This is a genomic window from Rhodococcus sp. HM1, from assembly GCF_023218075.1.
GTDB lineage: Bacteria > Actinomycetota > Actinomycetes > Mycobacteriales > Mycobacteriaceae > Rhodococcus.
Window position 1 is genome coordinate 44,509 of the sequence record NZ_JALPTB010000039.1, and the last position, 18,790, is coordinate 63,298.

The following is an 18,790-nucleotide window of genomic DNA, read 5'->3' on the forward strand; positions in this document are numbered from 1 at the left end:
GTATTCCGTTCGTCTCGCGGGTCAGTACCCGAGGTGTACCGTCTTCTCCTCGGTGAACGCCTCGAGACCGCTGCGGCCGAGTTCACGCCCGATACCGCTGGCCTCACGTCCGCCCCAGGGCAGGCTCGGGTCGGGAACACCCCAGCCGTTGACCCACACGGTACCGACCCGAAGCTGCGGGATCACGCTGTGCACGGTCGACAGGTTCTGGCTGAAGATGAACGCGTTGAGCCCGTACTTGGTGGTGTTCGCCAGCCGCACGGCCTCCTCGGTGGTCTTGAACGTGATGACGGTCGCGACCGGACCGAAGATCTCCTCGCGGGCGATCGTCAGCTCGTTGTGCCCGCGGAAGACGGTGGGCTCGACGAAGAAGCCGCGGTCGCCGACCCGCCCGCCGCCGGTCAGCAGCTCGGCTCCCTCGGCGCGACCCTTCTCGATGTAGCCGAGGATCCGATCGAGCTGCTTGCGGTTGACGATGGTGCCCTGCGTCGTCGCCGCGTCGAAGGGGTCACCGACGACGGCTCCGCGGGCGAACTCGACGAGTCCCTCGACGACCTGGTCGGCGATCGATTCGTGCACGATGACGCGGGTGCCGGCCGCGCACACCTGGCCCTGGTGGTAGAAGTTGCCCATCGCGATCCACGGCAGCGACGCCTCGAGGTCGGCGTCCGGGAAGATCAGCTGGGGCGCCTTGCCGCCGAGCTCGAGGGTGACCTTGCGGAACTTCTCACCCGCGAGCGAGGTGATGGTCTTGCCGACGGCGGGGCTGCCGGTGAAGGTGATCTTGTCGATGCCCTCGTGCGCGGCGAGCGCGGCGCCCGCCTCCGGCCCGAGGCCCGGCACGACGTTGAACGCGCCGTCCGGCACGCCCGCCTCGGCGAGCAGGTCGGCGAGCTTCAGGGTGGACAGCGACGCGTCCTCGGCGGGCTTGACGACGACCGAGCACCCGGCGGCCAGCGCGGGGGCGACCTTCCACGCGGCGACGACCGTCGGGTTGTTCCACGGGGTGATCGCGCCGACCACGCCGAGCGGCTGACGCAGGGTGTAGCCGAAGCGGTGCTGCGGTCCCACGTCGGGGAGCAGGATCGCTTCGCCGGCGATCTTGTCGGCCCACCCGGCGTAGTGCCGGAACGAGGCCGCCGCGGCGGGGATGTCGCCGGCGACGGTGTCGGCGTACAGCTTGCCCATCTCGGCGGTTTCGAGGGCGGACAGTTCGGGTGCGTGCTGTTCGATGAGATCGGCTGCGCGCGAGAGGATCCGGCCGCGTTCGGCGCCGGGCATCTGCGACCACGCGCCGTCCTCGAAGGTGGCCCGGGCGGCGTCGACGGCGGCGTCGATGTCCTCGGCGCGACCGGCGGCGATCTGCGCGACCGGTTCCTCGTTCGCCGGGTTGACGGAGGTGAAGGTCGCGCCGGAGCGCGCGGGGACGGCGCGGCCGCCGATGCGCAGCAACGGTTCCGGCACCACGACGGGATGCGGTGTGGGGGCAGTGGTGGTTTCGGTCATCTTGAACTCCTAGGGTGAGGGCGGAGCGAAACGACGAGCGAGTCCTGACCACGACGAGTCGTAGTCGGGTTGACGGTGGGCCGCCGCGAGGGCGGTGTCGGTGACGGCCAGCGGCAGCCGGGTCTCGAACATGAACGACATGGTGTTCTCGAGCTTGACGGGGGCGAGTTCCGCGGCACTCGCGAGTTCGAACGTCTCCAGGTCCGGTCCGTGCGCGCCCCACTGGTTGTGCAGCGACGCGCCGCCGGGAACGAACCCTTCGGCCTTCGAATCGTGCCTGCCACGAACGAGTCCCATGAACTCCGTCATGACGTTGCGGTGGAAGTGCGGCGGGCGGAAGGTGTGTTCGCCGACGACCCAGCGTTCGGGGAACACCGCGAAATCCACGTTCGCCTGCCCCGGAATCGGGGTGGCCGAGGTCAGCACGGTGAAGATCGACGGGTCCGGGTGGTCCCAGCCGCCGGTGGTCATGACGTTGAACCGGGAGATGTCGTACTTGTACGCGCCGTGCGTGCCGTGCCACGCGACGACGTCGAGCGGCGAGTGGCCGAGTTCGGTGGCCCACAGGTGCCCGCCGAACTTCTGGACGAGTTCGAAGGTGCCGACACGGTCCTCGTACCACGCCGTCGGGTACAGGAAGTCGCGGGCGTGCGCGAGGCCGTTCGCGCCGATCGGTCCGAGTTCGGGCAGTTCGAATGCGGCACCGTAGTTTTCGCACACGTATCCGGTGGCGGCCGCGTCGAGCAGCTCGACCCGGAACCGCACGGCACGTCCGACGACGGCGATCTCACCGGGCGCGACCGCCAGGCGGCCGAACTCGGTGCACAGCAGCAGTTCCCCGTCCTGCGGCACGAACAGCATCTCGCCGTCGGCGTTCACGAAGTACCGGTCCGTCATCGACTCGGTGATCGCGTACAGGTGCACGGCGATCCCGGTGCGGGAGAGGACGTCCCCGTTCACCGCGTAGGTGGTGACGCCGTCGACGAAGTCGCGTCCCGCGGTGGGGACCGGCTGCGGATCCCACCGCAGCCGGTTCGGGGTCACCAGTCCCCCGGTCAGGGGCGCCGACGCCCAGTTCCCGTCGTCGATGCGCCGGAACGCGGGGTGCGCGGCCGACGGCATGATCCGGTACGTCCAGGTGCGCCTGTTGATTCCGCGTGGTTCGGTGAACGCCGTCGCGGAATGCTGTTCGGCGTAGAGCCCGTACGGGGCGCGCTGCGGCGAGTTCTGGCCCCACGGCAGCGCCCCCTCGATCGCCTCGCTGTGGTGTTCGTTGCCGAACCCGTGGAGGTAGTCGAGGTCCACCGAACCGGCCGTCACGTCAGGGCAACCATCTCGTGCAGCGTCGAGCCGTGCCGCTCCTGGGTCAGGCCATCGACGGACACCGACAGGGAGAAGTCGGAACGGAACCGGAAGTACCCGGGCCGGCCGATGAGCCGGTTGACGATCGGCTTGATCAGCGGGCTCGCCGCGAGTGGAATGTCCTCGAGCAGGTTGTGCGCGTGCACGATCTCGCGGACGTCCAGCCTGACGTCGAGCACATCCGGGATGCGGATCCGCAGCCACGTCGGGTAGGTGCGATCGGCGACGGGGTCGAACACGGTGGGCCCCTCGGTCATCTCGACCTCGCCGTTGCTGACGATCACCTCGCTACCGCGCGCGACCATCACCGGCTGCGACCAGTGATTGCCGTACTTCTTCTGCGTGTGCACCATCGCGTAGACCAGGGTGAAGTCGTCGGTGTACAACCGGCCCCAGTACCACTTGTCGATGATCCGCTTCATGTCGCCCACGCCCCAGTTGTGGTCGTGGTAGCCGCGGCCGGCGACGGTGGTGGTCTCGCCGTCGACGGTCACCGTGCCGGCGACCTTCGCGCGGGGCGCGCCGACGACCCAGGCGAAGAACTCGCGGTCGTTGTAGCTGGTCTGCCCGCGACCGGGCATCCACGGCGGTACCTCGGCGGTGAACGTGAGATCGAACCCGAGATCACCCTCGGCGACCTTCACCCGGTAGACGGGCAGGCCGTTCTCCTCGCCGGTCAGGCGGGCGAAGTTCGTTCCGACCCGCACGTCGCACTTCTCGGTGGACACCGCGAGATCCTCGTCGGTGAACTGCCGGACCACCTCGCGGCGCTTGCCGTCCGGGCTGTAGACGTGGATCTCCACACCGGGCTTGCGGTGCACGAGTTCCCGGGTCTGCAGCATCGCGACGACGATGCGGCCGTCGTCGAGGTGTGCGTCGAAGTACCAGTGTTCGAAGGCGTGCTTGTCGGTCGACGGATGGGCTCCGTTGTCGCTCGGTGCGACGGTCGTGATCTCGCCGTCGCGTCGGCCCGGTCCGTTCCAGGCCTCGACGATCTGTAGTGCAGCCACAGTGTCCCTTCCCAGTGGTGGCGGTGTCCCCAGTAGTGGCGGTGTCAGCGTCGCAGTGCGCCGCTGGGGCGGTGTCAGCGTCGCAGTGCGCCGCTGGCGTCGAATTGTGCTTCGCGTCCCTGCATCTGAGCCCGGTACCAGTTCTCGCGGTGGGCGACCATGATCTTCTCGTGCACCTCGGCGACGCCGGGGACGAAGCGGCGGGCCAGTTCCATCGCGGTGATGAGCGGGAACCGGGCGATCGGAATGATCAACCACGGCAGCACCTTCGGCATCGAGTACTTGCGGCGGGTGCCGGGCGCCATGTAGATCGCCGAGTACACGGAGTTGATGCGGAAGTTGTAGGCCTCGCGCAGGCGGGTCAGGCCGCGGTGTCCGTCGCGCGGCGCGAACGCCTGCGGGTACGACTCGATCAGTTCCTTGCCGTGTTTTCCCGAGTCGTGCGAGCGGGACACCACGGTGGTCGCGAGTGCCCGCAGGCTGTCGCCGATGGTTTCCGGGTACCAGCGCAGTCGCACCCCGAGCAGGTAGCCCATGTACTTCTGGAAGTGGATGAGTGCGCGGATCTCCCGCGGGGTGGTCTGGTACCCGAGCACCCACAGCGCCAGGCCGGGGGTGACGCTGCCGGCGATGAGGGTGAGCATCATGTAGGTCTGGCTGATGGGCAGACCCCACTTGGACTGGTCCCACTCGGGATGGTTCGCCACCCGGGAGCGGACGGACACGTGCATCACGCGCACCTTCAGTGCGGTGGCGCGGCCCTTCGATCCGGGGGTCAGCAGCGCGCCGGGTTCGGACACGTCCATCCAGAAGCGGCAGGTTTCGAGGAATCGGCGCAGCGCGTTGTCCCCGGCGTAGCCACCGGCCAGCGACAGCGGTGTCGCGACCGCGGCCTCGGTGTAGATCTCGAGGGTTTCGGCGCCGGCGAAGCTGAACAGCATGGTGCCCCAGCGTCGCCAGATCGCCGCGCCCTGCTCGACGAGTTCCGGTTGCACCCAGTCGGGCACGGTTTCGAACTCCTCGAACAGCGCGCGCATCGACTCGGGTGCGTCGGGCACCGCGTCGATGCCGTCGGCGAGGGCGATCTCGAGCATTTCGCGCGTCCGCTTCGGCCCGGTCTCCCCGTGGTAGACCTCCTCGACGAATCGTTCCGCGGTGGGGTCACCGCTGTAGAGGTCGTTGCACAGGGCGCGGGCCTGTTCGTCGGTCGGCAGGATGTCGAAACCGGTGAGTTTCAACACGAGTCGCCGCATCCGCTGGACACGTTCGGTCGCAACGGATTCCCAGTACGGGAACGCGGACGGGCAGCGGTCGATCTCGTCGGGTGTCTCACGCGCGATGGTGCCGGTCATGCCGGGACCTCCTAGTTCCGATCGTCGAGGACGGTGCGGCGGATCCAGGCGGCGAGGCGGGTGACGACGTCGTTCAGCCCGCCGGGCTGGTCCACCAGATAGTGGTTGAGGCCGCGCATCTCGATCAGTTCGGCGTCGCGGGGCAGCGCGGCGTGCATGAGCCGCGAGTCCTCGGCGAACGCGGCCTGGTCGCCGAGCAGGCTCATGACCATCGTCGGGGCGTGCACCGACCGCAGGTCGGTGAGCGCGTCGGCGTTGGTGCGGTCGGGACTCCACGTGCTCAGCCAGCTGCGGACGGTCACGAACCGGGCGAGCCCGCCGGCGGCGGTGTTCGCGGCCTTCGGATCGCCGTACATGCTGCCGAGCTCGCGGTCGCTGGGGTCGATCGTCAGGTCGACGAAGCGCGGGTCGGCGACGGTGCGGTGCACCACGAAGCCGCGGTCGGAGGCGCCGGTGCGGTTCAGGTCGTCGAGCTGGTCGAGCGCCCAGGCGTCGATGCGGCGCATGCGGGCCAGCTGCGCGTCGCGGTACTGCTGCACCCACTCGGGGTCGAGCGGCGCGGTCCGCGCGTACAGGTCGAGGTCGGGGTCGGTGAGGTACGGATCGGCCTCGTCGACGACGGCACCGTCGATCCAGTGCCGCAGCACCCGCGCCCGGCCGGGGTGGGCCCCGACCAGCATCAGCGCGTCGGCGGGCCGCAACCCGGCCGACGCGAAGGGCGCCGGATCCCCCGCGGGAGTCTCGGTGACGGTCGGGTTCTCGGCCTGCGACTGGTAGAAGGAGGCGAGCGAGCCGCCGCCGCTGAACCCGAGCAGCACGACCTTCTCGAAGCCGAGTTCGTCGGCCATCCAGCGCACCCCGGTGCCGAGGTCGAAGGCGGCGCGCTCCATGATGAGCGCCGGTTCGTTCGACGCGTAGCGGGTGTTGAGCCCCATCGCGGGGATGCCCTGCTCGGCGATCGCCTTCAGCAGGAAATGGCTGAGGAAGTTCGATGCGGGATGACACATGATCACCCCTACTTCGGTCGAATATCCTTCTTCCGCCACCAGATTGGCGTGCAGAGTCGGGTAGTGGCGGCTCAGTCCGGAATGCATCTCGACGCGGCCGTCGTTCGCGGGTTCGTACGGGATGCGCTGGAAGTGGTCGCGGATCTCGGTCGTGGAAGTCATGTCACCGTCCGGTATTTCAGCATCATGTCGTGGTCTTCGTGGTCGAGGATGTGGCAGTGCCACACGTAGCCCTGCAGCGTGTGCATGTCGGAGTGCTCCCGGTGGGCTGCCTGCTCGGTGTGGCCGTGATCGACGTCGCCGATGGTCTGGACCAGGTCCGTGGCGAAGGTGGCGTCCGGGTCGAAGCCGAGTTCCTCGGCGGTCGGGAATCGAACCACGATCCGCGTCACCGAGTTCGGGTCGCAGATGACCGTGTCCTTGAATCCGGTCTCCCACGGTTGCGGTCCGCGCAGCGGCTCGACGACGAACGGATCCGGGTCCGGGGTCCACTTGATCCCGAGCGGCGGCTGCGGCTGGCGCGCGCACATCGCGAGGGTGTTGATCGCCTGCCGCCCCAGGACGCGGAAGGTCACCAGGTGCAGGTGCACCGGGTGCGGGTCCGGGGTGGCGTTGACGATGTTCCACTGCTCGACGGTGCCCTGCCGCGGCATCTCGATGTCGTCGCTGTGGAAGCGAAGGTTGTTGAGCGACATGATCGACGGCGGCAGGCGCACGTCCGACGGCTGGCTCAACGACACGTTCCGCACGACCTGCGGTTGCGGGATCGGACCCACGGGGTGGGGCTGCCCCGCTCCCCCACGGAGGGTCGCGGGAACCGGACCGGCGAATCCGCGCACCGCCTCCGCCCGGAAGCGCATGAACACCGGCATCCGCACCGCGCCGATCTGCGCGGCCTGGGGGGCGGCGTCCTCGGTGTTGCGGAGTTCGACGGTGGAACCGGCTTCGAGCAACCCGAAATCGACGAGCAGGTCGGCACGTTCGCCCGGCGAGAGCCGGATCCGGGTGGTCGCGGCGGGTGCGTCGAGCAGTCCGCCTTCCATGCCGATGACCCAGAACACCATGCCGTTGGAGAAACTCAGGTCCCACACACTGAACGAGGCGGCGTTGAGCAGGCGCAGCCGGTAGAGACCCCGCGCGACGCGAGCCTCGGGCCAGATCTTGCCGTTGACGACGCCGACGTCTCCGACGGCGCCGCCCTCCCAACGACCCTGCGGCACGATCGGGGTGGAACGGATGGACTGCGAACCGTCGCTGTTGACGATCTTCTCCTGCAGCACCAGCGGCAGGTCGAACTCGCCGGAGGGCAGGCCGAGCGGGTTTCCGGCCTCGCCCGTGTCGAACTCGTCGCGCAGCTGGTAGATGCCGGCGAGCCCGGCGTAGACGTTGAGCCGGGTGACCGCCATCGCGTGGTCGTGGTACCACAGCATCCCGGCTTCCTGCCGGTTCGGGTAGCGGTAGGTCATGCCCTGACCGGGTCTCGAGACCAGCTCCGGGTGACCGTCGGACGCGGGCGGGGTGACCCCGCCGTGCAGGTGCAGCGAGGTCGGGATCTCGACGCGGTCGCGTTCGCTCAGCCCGTGCAGCGTGGTGTCGAAGTCGGGAGCGAAAGGATGGACACTCAACCGGTTTCGGTACAGGACCTCGGTGGGCTGGCCGCGGTGCGCGGTGATGACCGGACCGAGATAGCCGTCGCCGTAGGCGAGGGTCGCGCCGGGCGGGAGGTCGCGGTGGAAGCTGTGGGTGGAGCTGACGGCGTCGATCTCGATCGTCGATCCACCGACCTGCTCGAGCACCGGCAGTTCGTCGACGAACGGTGCGAGGGTCGGGGAACGGAACAGCAGGGGCCGGCCGATGTCGGGGCCGTCGGCGGTCGCACGACCGGTGAGAAGTCCGGTCGCGCCGACTCCTGCCCCCACGGTGATTCCCGTGAGAAGTGTTCTGCGACTGAGTTTTCGCATCGAGAAGCTTCCATGACGAGCCCTGCGCGGACGAATGGGAAAGGCGGCCGGTCGTGATCCGAGCCACACAGTACCATAGGGTATGGTTCAGTCAAGATCGCTGCGACCAGGCACGATGAGGTCGCGCCGCTCCCCCGGTGACGCTCGAAGGAGAACTGTGCGACGACTTTTCGCCCGGGCATGGATCCTGGCCGCGGCGGCCGGCCTGTGCGCCCCCGCCGCGGCCACCGCGACCCCGGCAGCAGACCCGTGTGCCGAGCCGACAACGCCGCCGGTCGTACTGGTCCACGACATCGCATCCGATGCCGGTGCCTGGGACGAACTGGCCGCCGATCTCGGGACCGCCGGCCGGTGCATCCTGGCGATCACCTGGGGCGCACCCGAACCCGCCGACGTTCCCGTGCCGTTCGCGGGACTGCGCGGAGTGGATGCCGGTGCGCGCGACCTCGCCGCCGCCCTCGCAGGCGCCGGCACCGTGGACGTCGTCGCCCACGGCGTCGGCGGTCTCGTCGTCCAGCGTTATCTGCAGGATCACGGATCGCGGTCGGTACGGTCGCTGACGACGCTCGGCCCGATCTGGGACGGCACCGAGATCGGTGGACTCGCCGCCGCAGAGGAAGTCAGCCGCCGAATCGGGACATACGACCTGGTGCTGAGCCTCGAGAAGCCGGTGATCGATCCGGTCTGTGCGGGCTGCCGCGAGGTGATTCACGGATCCGACCTGTTGCGCGACCTTTACGCTCGCGGGCCGGTCACCGACGGTGTCCGGTACACGGACATCGTCTCGACGTGCGACGGGTTCGTCGTCCCCGCCACCGGTGCGTCGATGCCGGGCACGACCGTCGTCACGCTGCAGGAACGCGACCCCGGCAACTGCGCCGGACACTTCGCGTTGCCGCGCGATCCTCTCGCACGCGCTCTCGCCCTCGACGCGGTCGAGCACGGCGGCGTGTAGGCTCGACGCGGTCGAAGACAGACGAAGGAGTGGTTGACGTGATGCGCCAGCCGTCGGAGACCGGACGTCCGGCAGAGCGACGGAAACGGCTCTCGCTCGAGGATTGGACCGAGGCCGGACTGCGGCTTCTCGTCACCGAAGGCCGTGCGGCGGTGAAGATCTCCCGGCTCTGCAAGGAACTCGGCGTCACCAAGGGCAGCTTCTACTGGCACTTCGACGACATCGATCAACTGATGAAGGCGATCGCCACCCGCTACGCCTCGCAGGAGAACGACGCCGCCCGAGGGCTGACCAGCCTCGAAGAGCTGCCCGTCCGTGAGCGATTGGCGCGGATGGGCACGATGCTCGTCGACGATCGGGCCTGGGCGGCGGAGGTGGCGGTGCGGGAGTGGGCCCGCACCGACCCGAAGGTCGCCGAGTCCGTGCGCGCACTCGATCAGCGGATCATGGCCGTGGTCGAAAATGCCTTCCGTGAACTCGGTTTCGACGAGCGCGCCGCCCGCGTGCGCGCCGGAACACTCGTGTACGCGGGCATCGGATTCGTCTACGGCCGGGACAGCCTCGCCACCCCGACCATCGACGAGATCCAGGAACTGCTCGCCGTCCTCACCGCCCGGTGACGGTCACGCGCGGGTGAGCCGCAACCGCCACGCCTCGGGTCCGCGTTCCTCGTAGTCGACAGCCAATCGGCCGCCGGTTCGCTCGGCGAGCTGATGCAGCAGCGGAAGCGGGTCGTGCGGGGCGACCAGGACGAGTGCGCCGCCGGCGGGGACCGCGTCGAACGCACCGAACACCGTCGCGTGCCGGATCGCGTGCGGAATCTCGCGCACGTCGAGCACCGGATCGGGTTCGTCCTTCTCCCCGCACGTGCAGGTGTGACCCCCGCACCCCTGTTCGGACGCCTGGTCGTCGTGGGCGCCGAGCAGGTCGTGCATGCCCTCGACGGCACCGGCGAGCGAGACGTCCGGGTCCGCGGCGACCACCGGCAGGATCCGATCGTTCTCGTCGACGAGGTGCGCATCGAACATGGTGCGCAGCGCATACGCGGCGGCCGCGGCGCGTGTCGGGGACGCCTCGCGTTCGATGCTGTCGACGAGCGCCGCGATACGCCGGTGCACGGCGATCATGGACTCGACGAGCAGCTTCGCGTCGACGCGGCGGGCCGCGGCCGGGTAGAGAGCCCGCTCCTCGGCGATCGCGTGCGGCAACAGGGTGCCGGTGAGGTAGTCGACGACGGCGCGCCGCGCGACCTCGAAGCCTGTGTTCTTTTCGGCCGCGTCGAGCAGCGCATCGGTCAGATACGCGATTCTCCCGGCGATCTCGGCGTGATGGTTCCTGATGGCGTCGACGGCGTGCGCATCCTCCGCAGTGGCCGCGACGACGACGTTGTCGGTGGTCATTTCCACTCTCCTTGTGCAGGTGGCCGATCACCCGTCAATTTACTACAGTTATTTCCGTGGAAAATAGTGATCTCCTTCTCGGCCCCCGACCGACGCCCGCGACGGCGTCGCTCCCGGCGCTGTCGCCGCAGCGGATCACCGTCCTCGACGACGTCCGCGCCCACGACCCCACCCGGATCAACGACATCGCCGAACGCCTCGGTCTGCACCCCAACACGGTGCGCGAACACCTCGACGCGCTCGTCGCGGACGCTCTCGTGGAAACCACCACCGAACCCGCCCGCGGACGCGGCCGGCCCGCCAAGCTGTACCGGCCGACCCCGGCCGCCGACCCGACGAGTGCGAGCCGCGAGTACGCGGGACTCGCCACCGCCCTCGCCGGACACATCGCGCGCACCAGCCTCGATCCGGAAGCCGACGCCCGCGCCGCCGGACGCGACTGGGGTCACGAGCTCGCGCGCGAATCCGGTTGCGACGCGGCCGATCCGCACCGAGCGGTGCTCGATCTGCTCGCCCGGCTCGGGTTCGATCCGCACGACGGAGGCCACGCGGGCGGCATCGCACTGCGGCAGTGTCCCCTGCTCGACGCCGCGCGCCGCTACCCCAGCGTGGTGTGCCAGGTCCACCTGGGCATCGTCGAAGGCGTGCTCGAGGAGCTGGGTGCCGCGACCGGACCGGGATTGGACCTGCTCCCGTTCGCCGAGCCCGGGGCATGCCGGCTGTTCCTACCCGATCCGGCGTTCCCTGGTCCCACTCTGTTCGACGAGCGGGCGGCCGACGAGCGGGCGGCCGACGAAGGGACGTCGCGATGAATCCCGTTCCGCGCCGCGCGCTGCTGCTGGTTCCGGGCGGGCTGGCACTGCTCGTCGGCCTCGACGCCGCACTGTTGCTGCTCGGCCTTCCCGCCCCGGTCGACACCGCACGCCTGCCCGAGATCCACGGAATTCTGCTGGTGCTGGGGTTCGTCGGGACGGTCGTCGCGCTCGAACGCGCGGTCGCGCTGGGCCGCCGCGCCGGATATCTCGCTCCACTTCTGCTCGGTGCCGGCGGAATCGTGATGGCGTCCCCTGCACCCCAGACAATTTCGGGATTGCTACTGCTCGCGGGCACCGTAGCGCTCGTCGCGATCTACGTGCCGCTGTGGCGGCGAGCCGCGGACCCCGCGGTCCTCGTCCAGGCCGGGGGCGCCGTCCTCGCGGCCGGAGCCGCACTGCTGTGGCTCGCGCACGTCCCGGTCCCCGAACTGCTCCCGTGGCTGTGCACGTTCCTGATCCTCACCATCGCCGGAGAGCGCCTGGAACTCGCCCGGGTCGCGACACTGGGAACCCCCGCCGAACCCCTGCTGGTCGTGATCGCGGGCTCGATCGTGGCGGGCACCGTCGGCACACTGCTGTGGCCGTCGGCCGGGTATCCGCTGCTCGGCGCCTCGCTGCTCGCTCTCGTCGCCTGGCTGGTGCGCTTCGACGTCGCGCGCCGCACCGTCCGCGCCACCGGCCTGGCCCGGTACATGGCCGTGTGCCTGCTCGCCGGATACGCCTGGCTGGCGGTCCCGGCGCTGACCTGGCTTCTCGTCGGCGCCGTCCCCTCCGGTCCCGGCTACGACGCCGTCGTCCACTCGGTGATGCTCGGGTTCGTGATCTCGATGATCATGGCGCACGCCCCGGCGATCCTTCCGGCGGTGGTGCGGCGCCCGCTGCCGTACACCCCGCTCATGTACGGACCGGAGGCGCTGCTGCACCTGTCGTTGCTGCTGCGCGTCGCGGTCGGTGACGTGCGCGGCGTCGAGTGGGCGGTCACGGTCGGCGGTGCGCTCGGCATCGTCGCGATCCTCGCGTTCGTCGTGGTCGCCGCCGGCTCCGCGCTGCGGCCCGCACGTCAGGAGGTTCCGGCATGAACGAGCGCGGGAGCTGGCACCTACGTGCCGGATCGGTCGTCGTCGCGTGGCTCGCGGCGCTGGTCGTCGTGTCTGTCGGGCACCGCTGGATTCCGCAGTCCGGCTGGCTGCTCGTGCACGTGCTCGCGCTCGGTGCGGTGAGCAACGCGATCCTGATCTGGAGCGGTCATTTCACCGACGCGCTGCTGCGGCGGCCGACCGGGTCCCGGCGGGCCGAGACCGCGCGCCTGCTGGTGTTCAATGCCGGTGCGGTCGCCGTGGTCGCCGGGATGATCTCCGGATGGTGGCCGGCCGTGCTGGTCGGCGGATGCGTCGTGGCGATCGCGGCGCTGTGGCACGGCACGACGCTGCTGCGCCGCCTGCGGTCGGCGTTGCCGTCCCGGTTCGGGCACACCGTGCGCTACTACGTCGCCGCCGCCGCGATGCTGCCGGTCGGCGCGGGAATCGGTGTGGCGATGGCCGATTCGCGACTGCCCGGCGAAGTACACGAACGGATGGTCCTCGCGCACGCGGGCATCAACGTCCTGGGCTGGGTGGGCCTCACCGTGCTCGGCACCCTCGTCACCCTGTGGCCGACGATGCTGCGCACCCGCATGGCGCAGCGTGTCGAGGACGCCGCGCGTCGCGGTCTGCCGGTGCTGCTGGCCGCGCTCGCCGTCGGGGTCGCCGGTGCGGTCGCGGGGCTGCCCGTCGTCACGGCCGCCGGTGTCCTGGGCTATCTGGTCGCCGCGGGCTACGTGCTGGAGCCGCACCTCGACGAGATCCGGCGCAAGCATCCCGGCGACTTCGCGACGCTGTCGGCGCTGGCCGGTGTGCTGTGGCTGTTCGGTGTCCTGCTGTACCTGGCGATAGGCCTGGCGACCGCGGCGACCCCGTTCGAGGCCACCGAGGTCGCGGGTGCGGTGACCGCGGCGCTGCTCGCGGGGTTCGTCGCGCAGGTGCTGCTCGGCGCCCTCACCTACCTGATTCCCGTGGTCATCGGGGGCCGGGCCGCGGTGCAGGCCGCGATGGCCGAACTCGAACGCGGTGCCCCCTGGCGGTTGTCGGTCGCGAACGTGGGCCTGGTGCTGTGTGTGCTGCCGGTACCGAGTCTCGTCCGCGTGGTGTGCTCGATGCTGGTGCTGGTGGCGTTCGCGTCGTTCCTGCCGCTGGTCGTGCGCGCGGTGCTGGCGGCCCGTCGTATGCGGGGCGTGCCGTCCGCACCCGCGGTGCGCGAACCGGTGCCCGCGGCGCGGCGTCTCGGCATCGCGGCCGCAGGGGTCGCTGTGGTGGTGTTCGCCGCGGTCGGTGGTGTCGCGGCCGACCCGGCGGCCGTGGGTATTTCGAGTATCGACACGGTGGCGGTCGCGGAGACCGGGCACACCACCGAGGTCCAGGTGCGCGTCGAGGGCATGCGGTTCGTGCCGGCCGTGCTCGACGTCCCGGCGGGTGACCGTCTGGTGATCGAGTTCGTCAATTCCGGTGAGGATCGGCACGATCTGGTGCTCGCCAACGGCAGACGCACGGGCCGGATCGCTCCCGGGGAGTCCGCCGTCCTCGATGCCGGGGTGATCGGCGGCACCGTCGACGGCTGGTGCTCGGTCGCCGGCCACCGTCAGATGGGGATGACGTTGCAGGTCCGCGCCGACGGCGCCGCACCGGTGTCGCACGACGGACACGAGGCCGCGACCGCGGACACCGTGGACGTCTCGCGCAGCCTCACGATCGACCCCGGACCCGGCTTCGTCCCGCACGACGCGACCGCACCGGCGGCCCGGCCCGATCACCGGATGACGCTGGCGGTCTCGGAGGTGGAGCGCGAGGTGGCTCCGGGAATCACGCAGAAGCTGTGGACGTTCGGCGGCACCGCACCCGGTCCGACTCTGCGCGGCCGGATCGGTGACGTCTTCGAGATCACGCTCGTCAACGACGGGACGATCGGGCATTCGATCGACTTCCACGCCGGTGCGCTCGCCCCGGACGGTCCGATGCGCACGATCGCGCCGGGCGAGTCGCTGACGTACCGGTTCACCGCGACCCGCGCCGGAATGTGGCTGTACCACTGCTCGTCGATGCCGATGTCGGTGCACATCGCCAACGGCATGTTCGGTGCGGTGATCATCGATCCGCCGGATCTGCCTGCGGTGGATCGCGAATTCGTTCTCGTGCAATCCGAGTTGTATCTCGGTGCACCGGGCGGCGAGGTGGACGCCGCGAAGGTCGCTGCCGGAACACCGGATCTGGTGGTGTTCAACGGGTATGCGAATCAGTACGATCACGCTCCGCTGCAGGCCCGCACCGGCGAACGCGTCCGCATCTGGGTGCTGCCCGCCGGTCCCGACCGCGGCACGTCGTTCCACGTGGTCGGTGGGCAGTTCGACACGGTGTGGGCCGAGGGCGAGTATCGGCTCCGGCCCGGCACCGGCGGAGCCCAGACCCTCGGATTGTTCCCGGCGCAAGGTGGATTCGTCGAACTGGAGTTCCCGGAGCCGGGTCGCTATCCGTTCGTCACGCACGCGATGACCGACGCCGAGAAGGGGGCGCACGGCGTCGTCGAAGTGCTCCCCCGAACCTGATCGCCGGCATCGGAAATTATCAGTGCCCGGGACGGATTCACCGTCCCGGGCACTGCACCCTCCCCCGGGTCTAGCGGGCCGCGTCGAGGCGGTCGACGGTCTTGTCGTATTCCGCCACCAACTCGGCCATGATCTCGGCCACCGGCCGGATCTCGTTCATGCGTCCGACGATCTGTCCCGCGGGCATCGCGACGACCTCGGGGTCGCTGCCCGCCGAGATCCGCTGGTGCGCCTCGCTGACGAGGATGTTCTGCAGCGGCATCGGCAGCGGTGCCGGTGCATCCGGCTTCGCCCACGCATCGGTCCACTTGGTCTTGAGCAGCCGGGCGGGCTTGCCCGAGTAGATCCGCGAGCGAACGGTGTCCGCGGAGGTCGCGGCGAGCAGTGCCCGCTGAACCGCGGTGGGGCCCTTGTCCGCTCCGCCGAGCTTGTACTCGGAGGTGGTCAGCCAGTACGAGCCCATCCACACCCCGGACGCGCCCAGCGCCAGTGCCGCCGCGACCTGACGGCCGGAGCCGATGCCGCCGGCGGCCAGCACCGATGCGGAATCACCGATCGCATCGACGATTTCCGGCCACAGCACCATCGAGGCGATCTCACCGGTATGACCGCCCGCCTCGTAGCCCTGCGCGATGACGATGTCGACACCGTTCTCGACGTGCCGCCTCGCGTGGTCGACGGCACCGGCGAGCGCGGCCACCGGCACGCCGTGTTCGTGCGCGAGGTCGATGACGTCCTTCGGCGGGGAACCGAGTGCGTTGGCGATCAGCGCCGGACGATGCGCGAGCGCGACGTCCACGTGCGAACGCGCCACCGAGTGCAGCCAGCCCAGCACACCCGTGGCGTGTTCGGCGTCGTCCCCGAGCGGCGGGACTCCCAGTTCGGTGAGGGTGCGGTCGACGAACGCGCGGTGCTCCGCGGGGATGAGCTTGTCGAGGTCGACGGCGGTGCCCTCGGTGGGCACCTTCGCCGGCATCACGATGTCCACGCCGTACGGCTTGCCGTCGGTGTTCTCGTCCATCCAGGTGAGCGTCGCGTCGAGCTCGTCCGGATCGTTGAATCGCACGCATCCCAGGACACCGAGTCCACCGGCCCGGCTGATGGCCGCTGCCACGTGCTCGGACGGGGTGAACCCGAAGATCGGGTAGTCGATTCCGAACTTCCTGCTGAGGTCGGTCTGCATCCGCCGTCCCTTCTATCCGGCCTCGGCGGCGGAGCCGTTGGTGTAATCGTCGTCCGCGGGACGGGATTCGGTCTGTTCGTGCGCCCAGCGGTAGTCGGGCTTGCCGGCCGGGGACCGCTTGATCTCGTCGACGAACCAGACGCTGCGCGGCACCTTGTACCCGGCGATCAGGGTGCGGCACGCGTCGGCGAGCGAGTTGGCGGACGGACGCTCGCCGTCGCGGGTCGCGACGACCGCGGCGACGCGCTGCCCCCACCGCTCGTCGGGAACGCCGACCACGAGGGCGTCGAACACGTCGGGGTGGGACTTGAGCGCGGCCTCGACCTCCTCGGGGTAGATCTTCTCGCCGCCGCTGTTGATGGAGACCGAGCCGCGGCCGAGCATCGTGACGCTGCCGTCCGCCTCGACCTGTGCGTAGTCGCCGGGGATCGAGTAACGGACGCCGTTGATCTCACGGAAGGTGGCCTTCGTCTTGACCTCGTCCTTGTAGTAGCCGATCGGGATGTGACCGCTACGGGCGATCAGGCCGATCTTGCCCGAGCCCGGCTCGACCGGGTTGCCGTCCTCGTCGAGCACCGCGGTGGACGCGTCGATCTTCACCGTGGGCGCACCGACGTGCGACTGCCCCTTAGTGACGAATCCGATTCCGCCGAAGCCGGTTTCGGACGAGCCGATGGAATCGGAGATCACCCGGTTCGGCAGCAGGTCGAGGAACTTGTCCTTGAGCGCCGGGGAGAACAGCGCCGCGCTCGATCCGATGAAGAACAGGGTGGAAACGTCGTAGGGCTGCCCGGTTTCCGGATTTCCTTCGGCGAAGGCGTCGAGCATCGGCTGCGCCATCGCGTCGCCCGTGATGAAGATGAGATTGACCTTGTGCTCGTCGATGGTCTGCCACACGCCGTGGCCGCTGAATTCGGCGAGCAGAACGACCTTGCCGCCGCCGAAGAGCGCCTGCAGCGTGGCCCACTGCGCGCCGCCGTGGATCATCGGCGGGATCGGCAGACGAACGAGGGGGGCGGTCTCGGCGCCCTGCTTCGCGAGATCCCACTCGTCCTGGACGTATTCGCCGGTGGCGAAGTTGATGCCGCCGCCGAGCACGCGCCACACGTCCTCGTGCCGCCACATGACGCCCTTCGGGGCACCGGTGGTGCCGCCGGTGTAGAGCATGTACAGGTCGTCGGGGCTGCGCTCACCGAAGTCGCGCTCGGGCGAACCCTGGGCGAGCGCGGCCTCGTATTCGACTGCGTCGGTGGCAGAGTGGTCGAGATCGGTGCCGTCCTCGACCACGATCAGGGTCTTCAGTTGCGGGACGGACGGCAGCACGTTGGCGACCCTGTCGGCGTAGCGGCGCTCGTACACCAGGGCCACCATGTCCGAGTTGTCGAAGATGTACTGCAACTCGTTCTCGACATACCGGTAGTTGACGTTGACCATCACTGCGCGGATCTTGAACACCGCGACCATGGCCTCGATGGCCTCGATGGTGTTGCGCGAGTAGATGCCCACCTTGTCGCCCGGCTGGACGCCGTGTTCGAGCAGGTAGTGGCCGAGCCGGTTGGCTCGTTCCTCCAGTTGCGCGTAGCTGATCTCGCGACCGTCCGCCGAGAGCGCGATGCGGTCGGGGACGAGGTCGATTGCGTGCTCTACGAGGTCTGCGATGTTTAGGGCCACGCCATCAAAGTAGAACGTGTTACCGTTTCTGACAAGACCTGAATGAGATCCAGTTCACAACACCTCAGGAGTTGTCAGTGTCCACTACCGCGCCCTCCGGCACACCCGAAACTTCGGACATTTCGGATCGTGCGCCGCACTGCCTCGTCGAGCAGCGCGGCCATGTGCTCATCGTGACGATGAACCGACCCGAGGCCCGCAACGCCCTGTCGGGCGAAATGATGGCGATCATGACCGAGGCGTGGGACCGCGTCGACAACGATCCGGAGATCCGGGTCGCGATCCTCACCGGTGCGGGCGGCGCGTTCTGCGCGGGCGCCGATCTCAAGGACATGAACAAGTCGGCACCGGGCGACAAGTTCGCCGGGGGCGGCTGGGACCTGTCGAAGCTGCCCGCCCTGCTCAAGGGCCGTCGCCTCACCAAACCGCTCATCGCCGCCGTCGAGGGCCCCGCGATCGCCGGCGGCACCGAGATCCTGCAGGGCACCGACATCCGCGTCGCCGGTGAGAGCGCCAAATTCGGTGTGTCCGAGGCGAAGTGGGGTCTGTTCCCGCTCGGCGGTTCCGCGGTCCGCCTGGTCCGGCAGATCCCCTACACGATCGCCGCGGACATCCTGCTCACGGGCCGCCACCTGAAGGCAGCCGAGGCGAAGGAGATCGGGCTGATCGGTCACGTCGTCCCGGACGGTCAAGCGCTCGACAAGGCCCTCGAGATCGCCGACACCATCGCGGCCAACGGCCCCCTCGCCGTCCAGGCGATCCTCAAGACGATCCGCGACACCGAGGGCATGCACGAGGAAGAGGCGTTCCGCATCGACGCCGAACTCGGCGCCGCGGTGTTCAAGAGCGCGGATGCGAAGGAAGGCCCCCGCGCCTTCGCCGAGAAGCGGGCGCCGAAGTTCACCGGCGCCTGACACTCCCCTCCCCTCCCCCT

General features: G+C 69.4%; 15 protein-coding genes. 6 read left to right on the plus strand and 9 right to left on the minus strand.

Translation table 11 applies throughout. The features are described from left to right. Nucleotides 1–21: 21 nt before the first annotated feature. The 6 genes from M1M07_RS19850 to M1M07_RS19875 all read right to left on the minus strand — a co-directional run bounded on the left by M1M07_RS19850 (nucleotide 22) and on the right by M1M07_RS19875 (nucleotide 8,198). On the minus strand, nucleotides 22–1,506 hold the full coding sequence (locus M1M07_RS19850) for an aldehyde dehydrogenase family protein (RefSeq protein ID WP_248675285.1): 1,485 nt from the start codon (nucleotides 1,504–1,506) through the stop codon (nucleotides 22–24). 9 nt (nucleotides 1,507–1,515) lie between these two features. Then, complete coding sequence (gene hmgA, locus M1M07_RS19855; RefSeq protein ID WP_248675286.1) at nucleotides 1,516–2,826, minus strand: homogentisate 1,2-dioxygenase; 1,311 nt, start codon at nucleotides 2,824–2,826, stop codon at nucleotides 1,516–1,518. Further along, nucleotides 2,823–3,878 carry a lipocalin-like domain-containing protein gene (locus M1M07_RS19860; RefSeq protein ID WP_248675287.1) on the minus strand — a complete coding sequence of 352 codons (1,056 nt, stop codon included), beginning with the start codon at nucleotides 3,876–3,878 and terminating at the stop codon, nucleotides 2,823–2,825. The genes hmgA and M1M07_RS19860 overlap by 4 nt, the downstream gene beginning before the upstream one ends. A 74-nt stretch (nucleotides 3,879–3,952) precedes the next feature. Continuing rightward, nucleotides 3,953–5,230 carry an oxygenase MpaB family protein gene (locus tag M1M07_RS19865; protein ID WP_248675288.1) on the minus strand — a complete coding sequence of 426 codons (1,278 nt, stop codon included), beginning with the start codon at nucleotides 5,228–5,230 and terminating at the stop codon, nucleotides 3,953–3,955. An 11-nt stretch (nucleotides 5,231–5,241) separates the two neighbouring features. Beyond that, nucleotides 5,242–6,399: an alpha/beta fold hydrolase gene (locus M1M07_RS19870; protein WP_248675289.1), complete on the minus strand. Its 1,158-nt coding sequence runs from the start codon at nucleotides 6,397–6,399 to the stop codon at nucleotides 5,242–5,244. Further along, the gene (locus tag M1M07_RS19875) at nucleotides 6,396–8,198 is read right to left on the minus strand and encodes a multicopper oxidase family protein (protein WP_248675290.1); all 1,803 of its coding nucleotides are present in this window, start codon (nucleotides 8,196–8,198) and stop codon (nucleotides 6,396–6,398) included. The genes M1M07_RS19870 and M1M07_RS19875 overlap by 4 nt, the downstream gene beginning before the upstream one ends. Before the next feature lie 157 nt (nucleotides 8,199–8,355). On the opposite strand from M1M07_RS19875, the gene M1M07_RS19880 reads away from it, so the two are divergent. Both M1M07_RS19880 and M1M07_RS19885 read left to right on the plus strand, forming a co-directional pair. Continuing rightward, the gene (locus tag M1M07_RS19880; RefSeq protein ID WP_248675291.1) at nucleotides 8,356–9,153 is read left to right on the plus strand and encodes a lipase; all 798 of its coding nucleotides are present in this window, start codon (nucleotides 8,356–8,358) and stop codon (nucleotides 9,151–9,153) included. Between the two features lie 41 nt (nucleotides 9,154–9,194). Beyond that, a complete protein-coding gene (locus M1M07_RS19885) occupies nucleotides 9,195–9,773 on the plus strand; it encodes a TetR/AcrR family transcriptional regulator (RefSeq protein WP_197251298.1) in 579 nt (192 codons plus the stop codon). 3 nt (nucleotides 9,774–9,776) lie between these two features. Here the strand turns inward: M1M07_RS19885 and M1M07_RS19890 are convergent, their stop codons facing one another. Next, nucleotides 9,777–10,553, minus strand: a complete 777-nt coding sequence (locus tag M1M07_RS19890) for a DUF2249 domain-containing protein (protein WP_248675292.1) — start codon at nucleotides 10,551–10,553, stop codon at nucleotides 9,777–9,779. Between the two features lie 56 nt (nucleotides 10,554–10,609). Here M1M07_RS19890 and M1M07_RS19895 point away from each other — a divergent pair, with 56 nt between their 5' ends. From M1M07_RS19895 to M1M07_RS19905, 3 genes are read left to right on the plus strand one after another with little or no spacing between them, the layout of a single operon-like run. Continuing rightward, entirely contained in the window at nucleotides 10,610–11,365 is a 756-nt protein-coding gene (locus M1M07_RS19895; protein WP_248675293.1) for a helix-turn-helix domain-containing protein, read from the plus strand. Then, nucleotides 11,362–12,447 (plus strand): hypothetical protein, encoded by a 1,086-nt coding sequence (locus tag M1M07_RS19900; protein ID WP_248675294.1) that lies wholly within the window; start codon nucleotides 11,362–11,364, stop codon nucleotides 12,445–12,447. Before M1M07_RS19895 ends, M1M07_RS19900 begins: the two co-directional genes overlap by 4 nt. Then, the gene (locus M1M07_RS19905; RefSeq protein ID WP_248675295.1) at nucleotides 12,444–15,002 is read left to right on the plus strand and encodes a multicopper oxidase domain-containing protein; all 2,559 of its coding nucleotides are present in this window, start codon (nucleotides 12,444–12,446) and stop codon (nucleotides 15,000–15,002) included. Before M1M07_RS19900 ends, M1M07_RS19905 begins: the two co-directional genes overlap by 4 nt. 70 nt (nucleotides 15,003–15,072) lie before the next feature. Here the strand turns inward: M1M07_RS19905 and M1M07_RS19910 are convergent, their stop codons facing one another. Together M1M07_RS19910 and M1M07_RS19915 are read right to left on the minus strand one after the other, a co-directional pair. After that, on the minus strand, nucleotides 15,073–16,185 hold the full coding sequence (locus tag M1M07_RS19910) for a nitronate monooxygenase family protein (RefSeq protein WP_248675296.1): 1,113 nt from the start codon (nucleotides 16,183–16,185) through the stop codon (nucleotides 15,073–15,075). A 12-nt stretch (nucleotides 16,186–16,197) separates the two neighbouring features. Further along, nucleotides 16,198–17,856: an acyl-CoA synthetase gene (locus M1M07_RS19915; protein WP_248675297.1), complete on the minus strand. Its 1,659-nt coding sequence runs from the start codon at nucleotides 17,854–17,856 to the stop codon at nucleotides 16,198–16,200. Between the two features lie 77 nt (nucleotides 17,857–17,933). Between M1M07_RS19915 and M1M07_RS19920 the strand changes: the two genes are divergently transcribed. Continuing rightward, nucleotides 17,934–18,770, plus strand: a complete 837-nt coding sequence (locus M1M07_RS19920; protein WP_197251255.1) for a crotonase/enoyl-CoA hydratase family protein — start codon at nucleotides 17,934–17,936, stop codon at nucleotides 18,768–18,770. Nucleotides 18,771–18,790: the final 20 nt, after the last annotated feature.

Coding starts and splice junctions, on each gene's coding strand:
- M1M07_RS19850 (WP_248675285.1), bottom strand. CDS start 1,506: ATGACCGAAACCACCACTGCCCCCACACCGCATCCCGTCGTGGTGCCG.
- M1M07_RS19865 (WP_248675288.1), bottom strand. CDS start 5,230: ATGACCGGCACCATCGCGCGTGAGACACCCGACGAGATCGACCGCTGC.
- M1M07_RS19870 (WP_248675289.1), bottom strand. CDS start 6,399: ATGACTTCCACGACCGAGATCCGCGACCACTTCCAGCGCATCCCGTAC.
- M1M07_RS19875 (WP_248675290.1), bottom strand. CDS start 8,198: ATGCGAAAACTCAGTCGCAGAACACTTCTCACGGGAATCACCGTGGGG.
- M1M07_RS19885 (WP_197251298.1), top strand. CDS start 9,195: ATGCGCCAGCCGTCGGAGACCGGACGTCCGGCAGAGCGACGGAAACGG.
- M1M07_RS19890 (WP_248675292.1), bottom strand. CDS start 10,553: ATGACCACCGACAACGTCGTCGTCGCGGCCACTGCGGAGGATGCGCAC.
- M1M07_RS19900 (WP_248675294.1), top strand. CDS start 11,362: ATGAATCCCGTTCCGCGCCGCGCGCTGCTGCTGGTTCCGGGCGGGCTG.
- M1M07_RS19905 (WP_248675295.1), top strand. CDS start 12,444: ATGAACGAGCGCGGGAGCTGGCACCTACGTGCCGGATCGGTCGTCGTC.
- M1M07_RS19910 (WP_248675296.1), bottom strand. CDS start 16,185: ATGCAGACCGACCTCAGCAGGAAGTTCGGAATCGACTACCCGATCTTC.